Annotated in this window: 17 protein-coding genes and 1 tRNA gene; 8 read left to right on the top strand and 10 right to left on the bottom strand. The window is 59.4% G+C overall.

Going from position 1 to position 16,190, the window contains the following annotated elements; genetic code table 11:
* Positions 1-38: 38 nt before the first annotated feature.
* The 5 genes from RHM60_RS11475 to RHM60_RS11455 form a co-directional block, all read right to left on the bottom strand.
* A complete protein-coding gene (locus RHM60_RS11475) occupies positions 39-1,940 on the bottom strand; it encodes an alkaline phosphatase family protein (RefSeq protein ID WP_322214474.1) in 1,902 nt (633 codons plus the stop codon).
* Positions 1,941-2,043: 103 nt separating this feature from the next.
* Positions 2,044-2,223 carry a hypothetical protein gene (locus RHM60_RS11470; protein ID WP_322214473.1) on the bottom strand — a complete coding sequence of 60 codons (180 nt, stop codon included), beginning with the start codon at positions 2,221-2,223 and terminating at the stop codon, positions 2,044-2,046.
* Positions 2,224-2,362: 139 nt separating this feature from the next.
* Complete coding sequence (locus RHM60_RS11465) at positions 2,363-4,591, bottom strand: ATP-binding protein (RefSeq protein WP_209984635.1); 2,229 nt, start codon at positions 4,589-4,591, stop codon at positions 2,363-2,365.
* On the bottom strand, positions 4,588-5,202 hold the full coding sequence (locus tag RHM60_RS11460; protein WP_322214472.1) for a biliverdin-producing heme oxygenase: 615 nt from the start codon (positions 5,200-5,202) through the stop codon (positions 4,588-4,590). The genes RHM60_RS11465 and RHM60_RS11460 overlap by 4 nt, the downstream gene beginning before the upstream one ends.
* A 195-nt stretch (positions 5,203-5,397) precedes the next feature.
* Positions 5,398-5,778 carry a response regulator gene (locus RHM60_RS11455; protein WP_209984630.1) on the bottom strand — a complete coding sequence of 127 codons (381 nt, stop codon included), beginning with the start codon at positions 5,776-5,778 and terminating at the stop codon, positions 5,398-5,400.
* A 203-nt stretch (positions 5,779-5,981) separates the two neighbouring features.
* Between RHM60_RS11455 and RHM60_RS11450 the strand changes: the two genes are divergently transcribed.
* Positions 5,982-6,356, top strand: coding sequence for a c-type cytochrome (locus tag RHM60_RS11450; protein WP_209984612.1), 375 nt, complete (start codon positions 5,982-5,984; stop codon positions 6,354-6,356).
* Positions 6,357-6,697: 341 nt separating this feature from the next.
* Here the strand turns inward: RHM60_RS11450 and RHM60_RS11445 are convergent, their stop codons facing one another.
* The 3 genes from RHM60_RS11445 to RHM60_RS11435 form a co-directional block, all read right to left on the bottom strand.
* Entirely contained in the window at positions 6,698-6,922 is a 225-nt protein-coding gene (locus RHM60_RS11445; protein WP_231423462.1) for a hypothetical protein, read from the bottom strand.
* On the bottom strand, positions 6,919-8,055 hold the full coding sequence (locus RHM60_RS11440; RefSeq protein WP_322214471.1) for an S-type pyocin domain-containing protein: 1,137 nt from the start codon (positions 8,053-8,055) through the stop codon (positions 6,919-6,921). Before RHM60_RS11440 ends, RHM60_RS11445 begins: the two co-directional genes overlap by 4 nt.
* A 325-nt stretch (positions 8,056-8,380) precedes the next feature.
* Positions 8,381-8,752 carry a PH domain-containing protein gene (locus RHM60_RS11435; protein WP_057007296.1) on the bottom strand — a complete coding sequence of 124 codons (372 nt, stop codon included), beginning with the start codon at positions 8,750-8,752 and terminating at the stop codon, positions 8,381-8,383.
* 154 nt (positions 8,753-8,906) lie between these two features.
* Here RHM60_RS11435 and RHM60_RS11430 point away from each other — a divergent pair, with 154 nt between their 5' ends.
* Entirely contained in the window at positions 8,907-9,542 is a 636-nt protein-coding gene (locus RHM60_RS11430) for a LysE family translocator (RefSeq protein WP_322214470.1), read from the top strand.
* Positions 9,543-9,551: 9 nt separating this feature from the next.
* On the opposite strand, the gene RHM60_RS11425 is transcribed toward RHM60_RS11430, so the two are convergent.
* Positions 9,552-9,881 carry a hypothetical protein gene (locus RHM60_RS11425; protein WP_322214469.1) on the bottom strand — a complete coding sequence of 110 codons (330 nt, stop codon included), beginning with the start codon at positions 9,879-9,881 and terminating at the stop codon, positions 9,552-9,554.
* Between the two features lie 234 nt (positions 9,882-10,115).
* On the opposite strand from RHM60_RS11425, the gene RHM60_RS11420 reads away from it, so the two are divergent.
* Positions 10,116-11,012 (top strand): hypothetical protein, encoded by an 897-nt coding sequence (locus tag RHM60_RS11420; protein WP_322214468.1) that lies wholly within the window; start codon positions 10,116-10,118, stop codon positions 11,010-11,012.
* A gap of 159 nt (positions 11,013-11,171) precedes the next feature.
* Positions 11,172-11,420: a hypothetical protein gene (locus RHM60_RS11415; protein WP_322214467.1), complete on the top strand. Its 249-nt coding sequence runs from the start codon at positions 11,172-11,174 to the stop codon at positions 11,418-11,420.
* Positions 11,421-11,502: 82 nt separating this feature from the next.
* Here the strand turns inward: RHM60_RS11415 and RHM60_RS11410 are convergent.
* Positions 11,503-11,587 (bottom strand) — tRNA-Leu (locus tag RHM60_RS11410).
* Between the two features lie 108 nt (positions 11,588-11,695).
* Here RHM60_RS11410 and queA point away from each other — a divergent pair.
* The 4 genes from queA to secD all read left to right on the top strand — a co-directional run bounded on the left by queA (position 11,696) and on the right by secD (position 16,183).
* Positions 11,696-12,745 carry a tRNA preQ1(34) S-adenosylmethionine ribosyltransferase-isomerase QueA gene (gene queA / locus RHM60_RS11405; protein ID WP_209984590.1) on the top strand — a complete coding sequence of 350 codons (1,050 nt, stop codon included), beginning with the start codon at positions 11,696-11,698 and terminating at the stop codon, positions 12,743-12,745.
* Between the two features lie 5 nt (positions 12,746-12,750).
* The gene (gene tgt / locus RHM60_RS11400; protein ID WP_209990501.1) at positions 12,751-13,866 is read left to right on the top strand and encodes a tRNA guanosine(34) transglycosylase Tgt; all 1,116 of its coding nucleotides are present in this window, start codon (positions 12,751-12,753) and stop codon (positions 13,864-13,866) included.
* Between the two features lie 44 nt (positions 13,867-13,910).
* Positions 13,911-14,249, top strand: a complete 339-nt coding sequence (gene yajC, locus RHM60_RS11395; RefSeq protein WP_003238439.1) for a preprotein translocase subunit YajC — start codon at positions 13,911-13,913, stop codon at positions 14,247-14,249.
* Between the two features lie 62 nt (positions 14,250-14,311).
* Positions 14,312-16,183: a protein translocase subunit SecD gene (gene secD, locus RHM60_RS11390; RefSeq protein ID WP_003238441.1), complete on the top strand. Its 1,872-nt coding sequence runs from the start codon at positions 14,312-14,314 to the stop codon at positions 16,181-16,183.
* The last annotated feature ends 7 nt before the right edge of the window (positions 16,184-16,190 follow it).

Here is a 16,190-nt window from a genome sequence, read left to right as displayed (position 1 = left end):
GCGCCTCTACTCGGTCGGAGTCGCGCGCACCCTGGCGCCTATAACGGTGGCTCCACCATCCTCGTCCGAGGCTTTCCATCCGCGTTGTGCTGGTAGATCGCCTCAGGCTGGCCCTGGGCATTGAAAAACACCTGGCCGATGCCCGCCGAGTTCCACAGCCGTTCCCCGGCTTCGGCATGTTCCGGGATGTGCGGTACCACCTGCATGGTGCGCCGACGCGTGAACCAGTTGAGTGGGGAACGTGGTGAGTAGAGCCAGCGGTTAAGGCGGTCGAACCACTCCAGCAAACGCGGGGGAAACTGGTTCTTGATGCCGCTGCTGGTGATCTGCCAGAGCCTGGGGCCGCCGTTGCGGTGGCGAATCAGCACCTGGTAGACAAACGAATAGTGCACGTCACCGGAGAGAATCACGTAGTTACCCGGCGTGCGGGAGTGGCGGAAAATATTGAGGATCACCTGGGCCGCGCCGCGATGGGCCATCCAGTTTTCAGCGTCCACCAGCAGCGGGTAGCCGCACCAGCTGAAGACCTTCTGCACCGTCTCGATCAGCTTGACGCCGAACACTGGCGCGGGAGAGACGATAATCGCCGAGGGGTGGTCCAGCAGCGCCTGTTGCAGTTCGCACAAGGCTTCCCAGTCCAGCAGGCCGGAGGGTTGTTTGAGCGTGAATTCGCTGCGCCAGCGCCGCGTTCGGGTGTCGAGCACCACCAGGGCGGGAGACGTGGGCAACACGTAATGCCATTGCTGGAATTTCAGCAACGCTTGCAGCAGGTCATCTTGCGCAGCGGCCTGCAGATGGTTGTTGTGCGGCTGGGCGGTGAGTGCCTGGGTTTGTTTCAACAGATCGCCAAACACATCCGGCTGGTTACCCCAGCCCTGGCACAGCAGGTAGGCCAGCAGGGCATTGCCGATGATGCGTTTGGAGAAAGGATGGCCATAGGCGGTTTCTTCCCATTGCGCGCTGAGGTTCCAGTCATCGGTGATGTCGTGGTCGTCGAAGATCATCAGCGTCGAGAGGTGAGCCAGGACCCTCGCGGCGCCGGGCAGGCCGTCGCGGAAGCGCTCAATCTGCACCTGCTCCCCGGCATACCGCCGTTGTTCCTCCGCGCTCAATTGCGGCGCATGTGGGCTGATCAGTGTCCAGGGCGTGGGCGACCAGACCAACAGGTACATCGCGACCACTTCGGCAAAGGTCACGAGGTGATTGTCTGCGGTGCTGCTGGTGAAAATCGGCTTTTTCACGCCGCCGAAAAACCGTTCGCGCAAGGTCTCGTTGCTGTCCAGTGCGGGCAGCAGATCGGCCCGGTGGTAATAGCTGGCGCGATGCCCGTAAAGGCTCGCGCTGTCATCCACCACGGCGCCTTCCAGGTATTCGTCGAACAACTCCAAACGCGCGATCAGCGCATGAATCGCCCGCAGCATCGGCCCGGCCACGTCGTCGGCGTAGATCTGGTCACCGCTCATCATCAGCAAGGCCGGGCGTTGTGCCGGTGTGTGTGCCTCGGCCAGCAAACGGTCGATGCACAGCAAGCCTTCGTCGGTACTGTGGTGCGGTTTGCGGCAGGAGCCATGCACCAACTGATGGATGCGGCTGTGTAATACGAAGGTCGGCAAATGGGCATCGGCATACAGCAAATGCGTGGCCCACTCGGCAATACCGGTGCCGTCGGTCAACAGGTCATAGCCAATCGCGACGTCCTGGGGCAGAGGGTTGCTGAGCGCTACGTCAACCAGGTGAATAAAGGCGTGGCGCCCCACCGGGATGACTTGGCAATGCGTCGCGTCGAGCGGGATGTCCAGTGTTTCGTCCCGAGGTAATTGCAACCTGAGGGTCAATTGCACGGCACGACTTGTCACCAACCAGATGTTCAGGCGCTGCGGTTCCAGGCGCCGCAGCAGCGGGCCGGCAAGCACGGCGGGCAGTGTGTCGGGTTGAGGCATGAAGAGGGCAGCTCACACAAGATAGAACTGGAAAGGGTAGCGCAGAGGATGTCAGTGTTTTGTTAACGGAGCGCAACGCGGGGCGCCGCGCCCCTGGCCAAGATCAGATCAGCCGGCCTTGCCCAAGAGAATCCAGGGACGAGTCGTTGTCCTGCTGCTGCGTGTTTTGCCTCGGTGCGTCGCCGTTGATAGGGGCGGTTTTTTCTACAGGCTTGGTGGCGTTCTGAATCGTTTGTAGGGCGTTGTTGAGGTTATAGGTTTGAAAGCTGTTACCGATAATCATGGAAGACCCCTTGCTCAAATGGACGATTGCTTCTCGCACCCCTGCTTTTGAGTGCGCACTGAGTCAGTGGCAGTGGCCGGGTTGAGCGTTCCCGGCCATGGGTGTCCGAATGTTTTGCAAGCCTGTGCCTGAGGGCGTTTCAGTTCGGTTTTGGTACCGTAAACCTGAACTCACTGCCGCGGCCCACTTCGCTTTGCGCCTCTATCCGCCCGCCGTGGGCCTGGACAATACCTTGGGTGATGTACAGCCCAAGCCCGCTGCCGCTGGGGTTGTTTTCGGTCTGGGTCCAGTAGCGATCAAACACATGCGGCAACTGTTCAGGCGCAATACCTTCACCGGAGTCGCGCACCGAGAACACGATCTCCTCGCCGTTGCTCATGGCGCTGATGCCGATATTGCCCTGGCGCGGGGTGAACTTGATGGCGTTGCCGATCAGGTTCGACAGCACCTGGAACAGGCGCTCCGGGTCGCCGTTGATCTGCAGGCCGGGCTCGGCATTGAACGACAAGTCGATGCCTTTCTCCATCGCTAACGGTGCGAGCAGGGAATAGGCCTCTTCGAACATCTGGCTGACGTCCAGTGCAACCGGTTTGACCACGTAACGCCCGGCCTCGATTTTTGAGGTGTCGAGCAAGTCTTCCAGCAACACATTCATGCGCGCGGCCGCCTGTTGCATGGTGTCGATAGCCGAAGAAATCCGCCGCGAAGTGTGCGGGCCCTCGGAGCTGAAGGCCTTTTGCATCATGCCGCAGAGCATCGAGATGACGGTCATCGGGTTGCGCAGGTCGTGGGACACCACCGCCACCAGCTCGTCACGCGCGCGCACCGCCTGTTGCTCGCGCAGTACCTGACGTGACAAGTCGTTTTCCAGGGCCGAGCGGCGCAGGTCATTGGCGGCGAACAGGTCGCCGTGGCTCCATTTGGTAGAGATGCCGGCCATCTCCACTTTCCAGATTTCAAACGAGGTGCGTGGGCGAAGGCGCATGCCGGCATCGGAGCTTTCCAGGTTGAGTGGTTTGCTCGGGTCGCCGCTCCAACTGATGTTTTCCTTCACCTCCGGGCGGAACCACAGCACGCCGTTGTCCACAGGCTTGGGCAGGCTCATGGCGAGCACGCCGCTGGCCACTTGCTGGAAGTCGGCCGCCGGCGGGTACAGCGCCGCCAGGTTGTGGCTGGCGAACACCGGCTCGCCGTTCTGTTGCAACCAGCGGTGCAGCGCACGGATCTGCGCCGGCTCCGGGCAGTTGCCGTAACGGTGCAGTTGCTTGTCTTCGATGATCGCCACGCCGCCGGACAAGGTCAGTTCCATCAGCAACTGGCCGCGTTGGGCGAGGCCATCGAACACATTATTTTCCGAAGATTTCATCGCCTGATCCAGCAAGGCCAGGGCGTCGACTTTTTCTTCGCGTTGGCGGCTCAGGTCCAGGGCTTCCATGGCGCTGATCTGCAACGACAGCACCTGACCGATGGTCTGGCAGGCGCTACGCAACGCGTGCGGCACCAACAGCGGCTCACGGTTGCCGCAACTGATCAGGCCCCAGAGCGTGTCGCCCTTCATCAGCGAAATGCTCATGGACGACAGCACGCCCATGTTCTGCATGTACTGGCAGTGAATCGGCGACACGCTGCGCAGGGTGGCGAAGCTCAGGTCCAGCGGCTGGTCGATGTCCGGGCGCAGTCTGGGCAGCAGTGGCACCGGTTCGTAGGCTGCATTGGGGATGATTCGCAGCCAGTTGGTGCGGTACAGCTCGCGGGCTTGCTCGGGGATGTCGGACGCGGGGAAGAACAGCCCGTTGAACAGCTCCATGGACGGCGCGGACGCTTCGGCGATTACCTGGCCGTGGCCTTCCTCTTCAAAACGGTAGATCAGCACGCGGTCGTAACCGGTCATGGCCTGGATTTCGGTCACGCTGATTTCGTACAGCGCCTGCAGGGTTTTCGCCGATTGCAGGCGTTGCAGCATCTTGCCCAGGTTACTGGTGCGACCATTGAGCGCCCGTGGTTTGAAATCCTCGAGCAGCGGTTCGAATTCCAGCACCAGCACGCGCTGATGGCGATGCAGCAAGCCTTCGAACTGCGCACCATTGAGGCAGACATGCAGGGGCGGCGCGTCGAAAAAAGTATTATGCGCGGCCATGCTGTGCACCGCCTCGGCATGCTCGGCGCCGATCAGCGTGTGCAGCGGCTGACCGAGCAGCGACTCGGGTGCATGGCCGAACAGGGTGCCCACGTTGGCACTGACCTGGATGATGTTCAGGTCGGGCTCCGACAGCGTCAGCAGCACGCCGTGGGGCTGAATCGCCCCGGGAAAGCGAATGGGCTCGTCGGCACAGTTGGCAAGCAGCTCTTCGAAATCTTCGGTTTTCATAGCAGTACCTCCTGGCGGTCGAGCCATTGCTCAAAGCCGCTGAATGTTGAACGGGCAGCGATCACGGCGCGTTGTTTGTCAGCCGCGTCCAGTGTCTGCCGGTCCAGGTAATCAAGAAATGCTTTCCAGCGCCGTCCGGTCTCGGCGCCATAGACATCAAGAAATGCGCCACCGTTGTCGGCATCCACGCCCAGGCGTTGAGCCATCTCCCGACGTAATACCTGGCCGCCGAGGGTCGCGCCTTCCAGCACATACAGGGCACCGAGGCAGGCTTCGGGGGTGTCGAAAGTCGGGAGGTCGGTCCAGCGGGGCAGGGCGCTGATGGCGGCGTCGTTAAGGCCGAGGGCGTGAAGGTCACTGACCAATATCGACGTTTTCTCACGCAACGATGTGTCAAAACCTTCGGGGATCAAGCCGCTGTCGTACAGCGCTGCTTCAATCGGCGCGTAAAAGCCGAAGTACGCCTGCAGCAGACGTCGATACCACTGGGCATCCAGGCGCTCGGAAAAAAACGGCATACGCTTTTCCAGTGCGACGTGCAGCAGGCCAGTCCCCGTGCGCAGCGCTTCCAGCAGAGGTGGCGCACCAACGTCAGGGGCCTGTGAATGCATTCAGTAAGCTCGAACTGTGGGCCTGTCGGCCATGAATGACGCGTGAAAATGGGCGACGATTCTACACAACTCATTGCCGTTAGGCGTGCGCACAAGGCGAAAAGCCTGACAGGCGGATCAGAAAAGTCGCTCCTTACTGACTAGGTGACCGCAATAACGCGCTCGAAGTTCGGTCTAGGTGATATCGCGACGCTATCAATGCATCGAAGCACCTTGCTGAGTCAATGCCGTTTGCACGCATTCAATCAGGTGACTGGTGCTCCAGGGTTTGGGCAGGAAGCGTACCGAACCGCCCAGTTCCTCGGCGATCCTGGTATTGCCGGAGGTCAACAGCACCTGCACCTCGGGCCAGCGGTGCGCGACCACGCGGCTCAAGTCGTAGCCGTTGAGCAAACCGGGCATCTGCACGTCACTGACAATCAGGTCGACCGGCTCATCGCCCCGCTCAAGGTAAATCATGCCTTCATCCGCCGAAGGAAACGATGTCACCACCGCGCCGAAATCTTCCAGCACATCCACCATCAACGCCCGAATGATTTCGTCGTCTTCCAATACCAAAATCGATGGCTGAGCCATGATCCTTACTCCACCATCAGGGTTCAGTAAGGTGGAGTGGGCAGGGGCCGATTAGGTTCGATTGGATGTTTTTTAAACGATGGATGGTCGGTTGAAGGGTCTAGGTTGCGTGCTTGCAGGCAGAGGCGGCATCCGCATCGACCCACAGGCGGTGTGAACCGGCATGGGGCATAATCGCCGGTAACCGCCGATGTGGAGTCGCCATGAAATACGCGTTGATCGCTCTAGCCCTTTTCCTGAATGCTCCTTCAGCCTTTGCCGCCGGCGATGCCGAAGCAGGCGGCAAGCTCTTCGCCAAGACCTGCGGCGGTTGCCACAGCGTCGGGGAAGGCGCGCGGGGTGGGTTTGGGCCGGAGCTGAACGGCATCATCGGCAGGCCTGCCGGTACTACCACGGATTACCAGTATTCCGACGCGATGAAGAATTCGGGTGTGGTTTGGACGCGGGACAAACTTGCGGCCTATATCGAAGACCCGAAAGCGGTGGTGAGCGGGACGCGGATGATTTTCTGGGGGATCAGTGATCGGGAGAAGATTGAGAATATTCTGGCCTATCTGGAAACCTTCCAACCTAAATGATCGCTCCCATAAACGTTGCGAGCATTTTGCGTAAAGCCAGGTCCAGGGAGGCAATTGAACGGTATCCCACGGCTGACCGACTTTGGAAAGGAGAAAACGGAATAGCGGGGTGTAATCAAAACCGTGTCGATGGTGGCTGTGCATTGAGCCGCGGTTTGATAATGCGCGCGTTTCTTTTTTGCTATTTCTTTCGCTCCGATAAGCGCGATGACTTCCGTGGCATACGTCATGTGTACGGGTGTTGACTGAGCGGTATAGACAGGGCTTTTTCATGGTGGCCTAATTTTTTTGCGCTGCTTTGTAGATCGTGGCCAATCCTTATCCAGTTGAAAACGCCTGCATCACGCATCGCATGCCAAATACAGCGACGCGTTTTTAGGAAGGACTAATGTGGTGATTTTTTCGATGTCTTCAATTTGTTGTGGTGTAAGCAAATAGTCATATACACATTCGTTCTCATCTTCCCAGCCCATTATTGGCAGCAAGTCTGCAGCGTTCAGGTCCAGCGGAATCTCGGTCGAAATGTGTTCGCTTCCCGTGGGAACAACGTAGATCAGATGTTTCATGGATCTATCCGCCTTGTGTCATCTGCCTCTTTGGTTCGCTCACCTGTTATAGAATCGAACTCGCCAAGGTGTTTGCCTTTTTTGTTGTACATCTCAACCTTGCCTCCTTCAAAGTCCCATTCGTAGATATACCCGTAGGGCTCTTTCCAGCGAGGCCGAAGCCTGCCTCCGCCCTTGACGCGGGATTTGGCTGGTGCGCGTATGGCTTTCGGAAATGCAGGTAAGAACGTTGGACTCGGATGGTATTTGTGATCCCCTGGCCGAACACTCACCACCACATACAGCGGCCGAACCCCCGACTCCACCGGGAACACCAGAATAAAATCCCGATACTGAGGTGGATAAATCGGGTTCACCAGAATCTGTGCGGCCTTCTCCGTCGGCGGATAAATCCAGATCACCGGCGCCTGCGGCGCAGCTTCCAATGCCGGAATACCTAACATGTCACTGGGATCAACCGCAGGCGTCCAGATCAGCTCCACGCCCTCGCCCAAATCCGCCACAAACTGATCGCCACGGCTTTGAAACTGCACCACATCAATCATCTGCCACGCGGCATGATTGCCCGTGTAAAACCCATACCCTTTGAGCGTGCCGTCCTCACGTTGCTCGATATGCAACCGCATCTGCGAACGCGCCCGTTGCATCGAACGCAACTGATCCTCGCTGTACAGCGCGCTATCGCCCAGCGCCGAAGGCCAAGCCAGCGCCACCAAACCCGTCAGCAGGCCTGCGGCGACGGACCCAACGGCTGTGGCCGCCGACTCCCAAACCGCCGAACGCAATGCCAACTGCCCCAAGCCCGCGGGCAGTGGGCTGCCGCTGATCTTGCGCAAGGCGACTGCGCCCCGGCTGTCCACCTCACGTCCACCCAGCAGGCTTAAATGGCCGTACTCCTTGATCAACTCCAACGGGACATACCCGGCCGGGTTGAAGTAATGAGTGACGCCGTCAGGCAGTTGGCAAGGCTTGATGAAAACGCAGCCTGGAGGTTTGGCTGGCTCGGGTATTGGAGCAGGCGATGGCTCTAAAAAATCAACAGACGGCGAATACGGCACACGCGATGGCTGCGGGGTCAGGATCCGTCGCTTGCGTAAATCTTCTTCGGTGGGCGGGTAAAAGCGTTCTGACATGAAGGGCTCACTTCCTTGTGCGAGGGAGTGAGCCTACGAGGTAGGCAAAGAGGCGAATGTCGTCTTTGTTCGCTGCTGAGCGTGGGAAAAGTGGACTGATGCCCCGTCGGTGCCTTTTCTATCACCGCCGAATGCCTCTGTGGCGAGCGGGCTTGCCCCGCGTTGGGTTGCGAAGCAGCCCCAAACCCGACTCCACGGAGTATCTGATACACCGCATTCGTCTTTACTGGAGCTGCTGCGCAAACCAACGCAGGGCAAGCCCGCTCGCCACGAAACCGCCGGCGCTCAAGCGTTCGATCAGCGCTGTGCAGATACTGCCTGCTGATCAGCCGAGCAAGTGCCTGGAAATCAGCCGGGAGATTTCCACGATGGAGGTCTTGCCGGTGAATTCGAATTTCACTTTGCCCAGCGACGAAAAGTAGATTTCCAGTTCCGAGTCCAGATCGAAGGTGCCGGAGGTTTCCACGGAGTACGCCACAATGTTTTTGTACGGCAGCGAGGTGAAGTCCTTCTTGCTGCCGGTGATCCCCTGCACGTTCACCGCAATGATGCGCTGGGTGGTGAAGACCACGCCGTCGCGCATGGCCTTGTAGGCGTCGACCACTTCTTCGCCGTCCAGCAGCAGGGCCGATACGCGTTCGGCGTATTCGTTGTTTTGCTTGAGCTTGAAGAAGCCTTTGTTGTTGAAGTCGATCATCTGCCTGTCCTGGGTGGGTGGTGTTTCAAACGGGTGCCGGTGTATGGCGTTTTGCTTGTGGATCTGTATCTGACGCGCGGGATTTGTACGCTCTACCATGGCGACCCTGGCGAAGGATTCCACGCCGGCAGAACAAAAATCCAGGAGCCAAACAATGCCCGATATGTCCAGCTTGCTTGCCTACGGCCTGATCTCACTCGGCATGGTGCTGACGCCCGGGCCGAACATGATTTACCTCATTTCCCGCTCGATCTGCCAGGGGCGCATGGCCGGGCTGATTTCCCTGGGCGGCGTTGCGTTGGGTTTTGTCGTGTACATGCTGTGCGCGGCGTTGGGGATCACGGCGTTGCTGATGGCCGGTCCCTTTGCCTACGACGCGTTGCGCTTTGGCGGCGCGCTTTATCTGGCCTACCTCGCGTGGCAGGCGGTCAGGCCGGGCGGGCGTTCACCTTTCCAAGTGCGCGACTTGCCCCAGGACAGCCCGCGAAAGTTGTTCACCGTGGGCCTGGTCACCAACCTGATCAATCCCAAGGTAGCGGTGATGTATGTGTCGCTGCTGCCCCAGTTCATCGACCCGAACGGCCATGGCAGCGTGCTTGCGCAGTCCCTGGTGCTGGGGTTTACACAGATTTTTATCAGCGTGAGCGTCAACGCGGTGATTGCCTGCATGGCCGGTTCGATTGCGATGTTCTTCGTCACCCGACCGGGGTGGCAGGTGGTGCAACGCTGGGTGATGGGGTCGGTGTTGATGGGGTTGGCGGTGCGGATGGTGGTGGAGGGGCGGCGGTAGGCGACCACCTCACAGGATTGCTTTCAGGTACTGCTTGAGTGCGTCGAGCGGGGCCGTGAGTGCTTCAAACGTAGGCGCTTGGAGCACGTCCGTCGCCAGCCGTTGCAGTTCACGGCCCATTACCGTGTTGGCGCCGCCCAGCGCCACCAGGGCCAGCGCGATGCACTCGCTGATTTTTTGCTGAGTCGTAACGAGATCGCCCTTGCGTACGAGCAGCCCAAACACCTCCCGCTCATACCCATCCATCACCAGATCATCCCGCAAAATCGGGCTACCGCCGTCCGTCTCGTGCGCAAGCTTAAGTGCAAAGAGCGCGACCGCTTCCAGCGTCAATTCCATGGTTTTGGGTCCTGGGTTATGTGGAGGAGGGCGATGATCACTGTTCTGTGTCTGAAAAAAAAGACCCCGGCGCCGTACAACGGGCTCGCGCGCGCAAAGGGCAGTCCAAGGAACGATATTAATTAGCCATGCTCCAACTCGCCATGCATCCGGTTCTCAAAGGGCCGGCGTGCAGGGCTAACTCGCGCTGTCTGAACAGCGGCGCGTTCTCCTTCAGACAAGGACGCAACGACCATGCAGCCATCTCCCACCCAGGTACCTTCGGCCACCGGCGAACTGATCGCCAGCTTCCGCCACGGCAAGGGCTTTCTGATTTTCAGTTTGATAGTTGGCGTCGTGCTGTTGGGCCTCGCCGTGTTTGTGTTGTACCTGGGCACCCTGCTGCCCGCAGGCAGCGAAGGACCCGTAGCTGGCGAGACCTCCCGTGGCCTGTCATTCAGCTTCAGCAGCCCGCAGACGCTGATCTACGCCACCAGCGCCTTGCTCGCGGTTATCGCGTTGGGCATGTTTGCGGTCTACGCCTGGCACAAAAAACTGCGCGCGCCGGTGTACAACGTGTTTGAGTTGGGCATAGAGCGCATCGTCAACGGTCAGCGCCACTACACCGCGTTCGCCGACATCGAAGACTTGTACCTGTTCGGCTCCGGGCAAACCGCGATAACCGGCCTGATCACCAACCTGGCCTATCGCCGCAACGCGTCCGAGCCGTTTCACCGCGTGATCGAAAGCCTCAAGGGCTTTTATGAATTCCAGCAACTGATGCGTGAGCGTCACGTACTCGCGCGCATGCCGGCGGTGGTCGCGACGCTGGAGGCGGGCGGGTCGGTGAGTTTCAACTGCATCAACTCAGGGCAGGTCTGGGGCAAACGTGTGAGCGGCAACTTCCTGAAAATCAACACCTCGCCGATTGCGGTCAGCCGTACGTTTTTGCAATACAAGGGCGAGAACGTGTCGATGGCGTCCTTGCGCAGCGTTGACCTGAATGCCTGGACTGAAAACGTGGTGATCAAGGACGAGAGCGGCAAAGTAGTGCTGTCGACTGTTGCCACGGGGATCTTGAGCCAAGATGTGTTTCTAAACACGCTCAATGCGTTGTTTGCCTCACAAGAGCCAGCGCGCGAGTTGGTCTGAGCCGTGTTGAAACAAACTTACCGACCGCTCGGCAGGGGACGGTCGGGTTCCGCTCCTCGTTGCAGCAAAAAAATGGAACGGCTCTTGGCGGCGTTCGCCTAATGATTAGCCTGTGGATAATTCCCCAGGCAGCGTGCCAATACCGGCATCCTTCGAGAGGTGGTCAACGTGGCTAAAGACGAGAAGAAAAGCAAAGGCGAGTCTTCAAAAGCCAGTAAGGAATTGAAAGACAAGACGTCATCACCGGCAAAAAAATCAGCAGCAGCGTCGACCCTTTCGAAGTCTTCTGAAAAGAAAGACAAGAAAAAGGATGCTGAACCGAAGAAGGTTGTGAAGAAGGCTGATAGCAAGCCGGAAAAGGCCAAGAAGGCAGAGAAGGCGGAAAAGCCTGCCAAGAAGAAAAAGTGACAGCTGGAAGGGTTTAAGGCCTCACGATTCACTTTCCTGCAGACAAAAAAAAGACCTTGAATTTCAAGGTCTTTTTTTAAGATGGTGCCCCGAGGGAGACTCGAACTCCCACTCCTTTCGAAAACGGATTTTGAATCCGCCGCGTCTACCAATTCCGCCATCAGGGCTCAATGGCGGCGAAGTATAGAGACGAGATTACCGTTGGTCAATCACGTTTCATGGTCAATTTTGACTAATTCCGCTAGACTTCCCGGCCCTGCTAGACGAACCCCATCATGCGCGTTGCTGACTTTACTTTTGAGCTCCCTGATTCGCTGATCGCTCGCCACCCATTGGCCGAGCGTCGCGCCAGTCGACTGCTGACCCTGGATGGGGTGAGCGGTGCCCTCGCACACCGTCAATTCACTGATTTGCTTGAGCATTTGCGCCCGGGCGATTTGATGGTATTCAACAATACCCGGGTGATTCCGGCGCGGCTTTTTGGCCAGAAAGCGTCCGGCGGCAAGCTGGAAATCCTGGTGGAACGGGTGCTGGACAGCCATCGCGTGCTGGCCCATGTGCGTTCCAGCAAGTCGCCGAAACCGGGCTCGAGCATCCTGATCGACGGCGGTGGCGAAGCCGAGATGGTGGCGCGCCATGACGCGTTGTTCGAGCTCAAGTTTGCCGAAGAGGTGTTGCCGCTGCTGGAGCGCGTCGGCCATATGCCGTTGCCTCCTTATATAGACCGTCCCGACGAAGACGCCGACCGCGAGCGCTATCAGACGGTTTACTCCCAGCGCCTGGGCGCCGTGGCCGCACCTACCGCCGGGCTGCATTTCGATCAGCCGCTGCTGGATGCGATTGCCGCCAAGGGCGTCGACAGCGCCTATGTGACCCTGCACGTGGGGGCCGGCACGTTTCAGCCGGTGCGTGTGGATAATATTGAAGATCATCATATGCACAGCGAATGGCTGGAAGTCAGCCAGGACGTGGTGGATGCCGTGGCGGCGTGCAAGGCGCGCGGCGGGCGGGTGGTTGCCGTGGGCACCACCAGCGTGCGCTCCCTGGAAAGTGCCGCGCGCGATGGCGTGCTCAAGCCGTTCAGCGGTGACACCGATATCTTCATCTACCCAGGCCGCCCGTTCCATGTGGTCGATTGCCTGGTCACCAACTTCCATTTGCCCGAATCCACGCTGTTGATGCTGGTGTCGGCCTTTGCCGGTTACCGCGAAACCATGGCCGCCTACCAGGCCGCCATCGCCAACGAGTACCGTTTTTTCAGTTACGGTGATGCGATGTTTATCACCCGCAATCCGGCGCCAAGCGGCCCAGAGGAACAACTATGAGTCGTATGTCGTTTGAACTGCTGGCCACCGACGGCAAGGCCCGTCGTGGTCGCCTGACCTTCCCGCGCGGCACCGTCGAGACCCCGGCGTTCATGCCGGTCGGCACCTACGGCACCGTCAAGGGCATGCTGCCGCGCGACATCGTCGCCACCGGCGCGGAGATCATCCTCGGCAATACCTTCCACCTGTGGCTGCGCCCGGGCACCGAAGTGATCAAGAAGCATGGCGACCTGCATGATTTCATGAAGTGGCAGGGCCCGATCCTCACCGATTCCGGTGGTTTCCAGGTGTTCAGCCTGGGCGCCATGCGCAAGATCAAGGAGGAGGGCGTGACCTTCGCCTCGCCGGTCGACGGCGCCAAGGTGTTCATGGGGCCGGAAGAGTCGATGCAGGTGCAACGCGACCTGGGTTCGGACATTGTGATGATTTTCGACGAGTGCACGCCGTACCCGGCCGATGAGGACGTGGCGCGGATTTCCATGGAGTTGTCGCTGCGTTGGGCCCAGCGTTCGAAAAACGCCCACGGCGACAACACCGCCGCGCTGTTCGGCATCGTCCAGGGCGGCATGCACGAAAGCCTGCGCAAGCGCTCGCTCGAAGGCCTCGACACCATTGGCTTCGACGGCCTGGCCATTGGCGGCCTGTCGGTGGGCGAGCCCAAGCACGAGATGATCAAGGTGCTGGATTATCTGCCGGGCCTGATGCCCGCTGAAAAACCTCGTTACCTTATGGGCGTTGGCAAACCGGAAGATCTCGTAGAGGGTGTGCGCCGCGGTGTGGACATGTTCGATTGCGTGATGCCAACCCGTAATGCCCGCAATGGGCATCTGTTCATCGATACAGGCGTGCTGAAGATCCGTAACGCGTTCCATCGCCATGATGAATCGCCGCTCGATCCCACCTGTGACTGCTACACCTGCCAGAACTTCTCGCGTGCTTATCTGCATCATCTGGACAAGTGCGGGGAAATGCTGGGTAGCATGTTGAATACCATCCACAATTTGCGTCACTACCAAGTCCTGATGGCTGGTTTGCGCGAGGCTATTCAACAGGGTACATTGGCCGCCTTCGTCGATGCCTTCTATGCCAAGCGCGGGCTCCCTGTGCCGCCCTTGGACTGAGTTTTCCCGACCCTAAGATTCACTATTTGCAACTGGAGTGCTAAATGAGCTTTTTTATCTCTAACGCCATGGCTGACGCCGCTGCGCCTGCCGCTGCCGGCCCTATGGGCGGTGGTTTCGAGTGGATTTTCCTGGTCGGCTTCCTGGTCATCTTCTACCTGATGATCTGGCGTCCACAGGCCAAGCGCGCCAAAGAGCAGAAGAACCTGCTGGGCAGCCTGCAAAAGGGCGACGAAGTGGTGACCACTGGCGGCATCGCCGGCAAGATCACCAAGGTTGCCGATGCTTTCGTGGTACTGGAAGTCTCCGACACCGTGGAAATGAAGTTCCAGAAGGGCGCCATCGCTGCCACGCTGCCTAAAGGCACGCTCAAAGCGATCTAAGCAACAACCTTTACCAATCGACGGGGCGCGCAAGGCGCCCCGCGTTATAAGCGGGCGGCGTGATGCTGAACAAATACCCTCTGTGGAAATACGTACTGATCCTGGCGGTGCTGGCGATCGGTTTTATTTATTCCGCTCCCAATCTCTATCCTGATGACCCGGCGATCCAGATCACGGGCGCCAGCACTTCGCTGCAGGTCAATCAGGCCGATCTGGAGCGCGCGAGCAAAGCGCTCAATGACGCGGGTATCCAGGTTAAAGCGGCAACATTGGCCGCGGGTGCCAAGGGCGGCTTGCTGCGCCTGACCAAATCCGAAGACCAATTGCCGGCCAAGGACGTCGTGCGCAAGGCCATGGGTGACGACTACGTTGTCGCGCTGAACCTGGCACAGACCACGCCACAATGGCTGCGCAGCATTGGCGCGCACCCGATGAAGCTGGGTCTGGACTTGTCCGGTGGTGTGCACTTCCTGCTGGAAGTCGACATGGACAAGGCCCTCGACGCGCGCCTGAAAGTTTACGAAGGCGACGTGAAGAGCCTGCTACGCAAAGAGAAGTTGCGTTATCGCAGCCTGCCGCAGCTCAACGGTGCCATCCAGCTGGGCTTCTCTGATGAAGCGTCCCGCGAACAGGCCCGTGCGCTGATCCGCAAGAACTTCAATGACTTCGACATCGTGCCGGCCGACCTCAATGGTCAGGCGGTACTGCGTCTGGCGATGAGCCCGGCGAAGATCGCGGAAATCCGCGAATACTCCATCAAGCAGAACCTGACCACGGTGCGTAACCGTGTCAACGAGCTGGGTGTGGCCGAGCCGATCGTGCAGCGTCAGGGCGCCAACCGTATCGTGGTTGAATTGCCGGGCGTGCAGGACACCGCTGAAGCCAAGCGTATCCTGGGTAAAACCGCCAACCTGGAGTTCCGTCTCGCGGCCGAGCCGGGTGCTACCCGCGCCACCTCCGAAGAGTTCGAGTTTCGCGAAGGCAACCGCCCACCTGCGCTGATCGAGCGCGGCCTGATCATCACCGGTGACCAGGTCACCGATGCCAAGGCCGGTTTCGACTCGCAGCACGGCACTCCCGAAGTGAACATCCGCCTGGATGGCCACGGCGGCGACCTGATGAACCGCGCCACGCGCAGCAACGTCGGTCGCAGTATGGCGGTGATCTTCATCGAGCAACGCCCGGTGACCACCTACACCAAGCAGATGGTCAACGGTGTCGAGAAAGACGTGCCGGTGCAGACCTTCAAGGAAGAGAAGAAGATCATCAGCCTGGCAACCATCCAGTCGCCGCTGGGTGCTCAATTTCGCATCACCGGCCTGAACGGCCAGGGCGAATCCTCCGAACTGGCGCTGTTGCTGCGTGCCGGTGGTCTGGCGGCGCCGATGTACTTCGCTGAAGAACGCACCATTGGCCCGAGCCTGGGTGCCGACAACATCACCAAGGGTGTCGATGCAGCCTTGTGGGGCATGCTGTTCGTGTCGCTGTTCATCATCGCCATCTACCGCTTCTTCGGCGTGATCGCCACCGTGGCCCTCGCGGGCAACATGGTGATGCTGCTGGCCCTGATGTCGCTGCTGGGTGCAACGCTGACCCTGCCGGGTATCGCCGGTATCGTGCTCACCATGGGTATGGCGGTGGATGCCAACGTGCTGATCTTCTCGCGGATTCGTGAAGAGATCGCCGCCGGCATGACCGTGCAGCGTGCAATCAACGAAGGCTTCGGCCGGGCATTTACCGCGATTCTCGACTCCAACCTGACCACTCTGCTGGTCGGCGGGATTCTCTTTGCCATGGGCACCGGCCCGGTCAAAGGTTTTGCGGTGACCATGTCCCTGGGTATCTTTACCTCGATGTTCACGGCCATCATGGTGACCCGCGCAATGGTCAACCTGATCTTTGGCGGACGTGACTTCAAGAAGTTGTGGATTTAAGGGGCTG

The sequence above is a fragment of the Pseudomonas sp. MH9.3 genome, assembly GCF_034354675.1.
Classification (GTDB): domain Bacteria; phylum Pseudomonadota; class Gammaproteobacteria; order Pseudomonadales; family Pseudomonadaceae; genus Aquipseudomonas.
The sequence above is the reverse complement of the archived record's forward strand: the minus strand, read 5'-3'. Positions and strand labels throughout refer to the sequence as shown.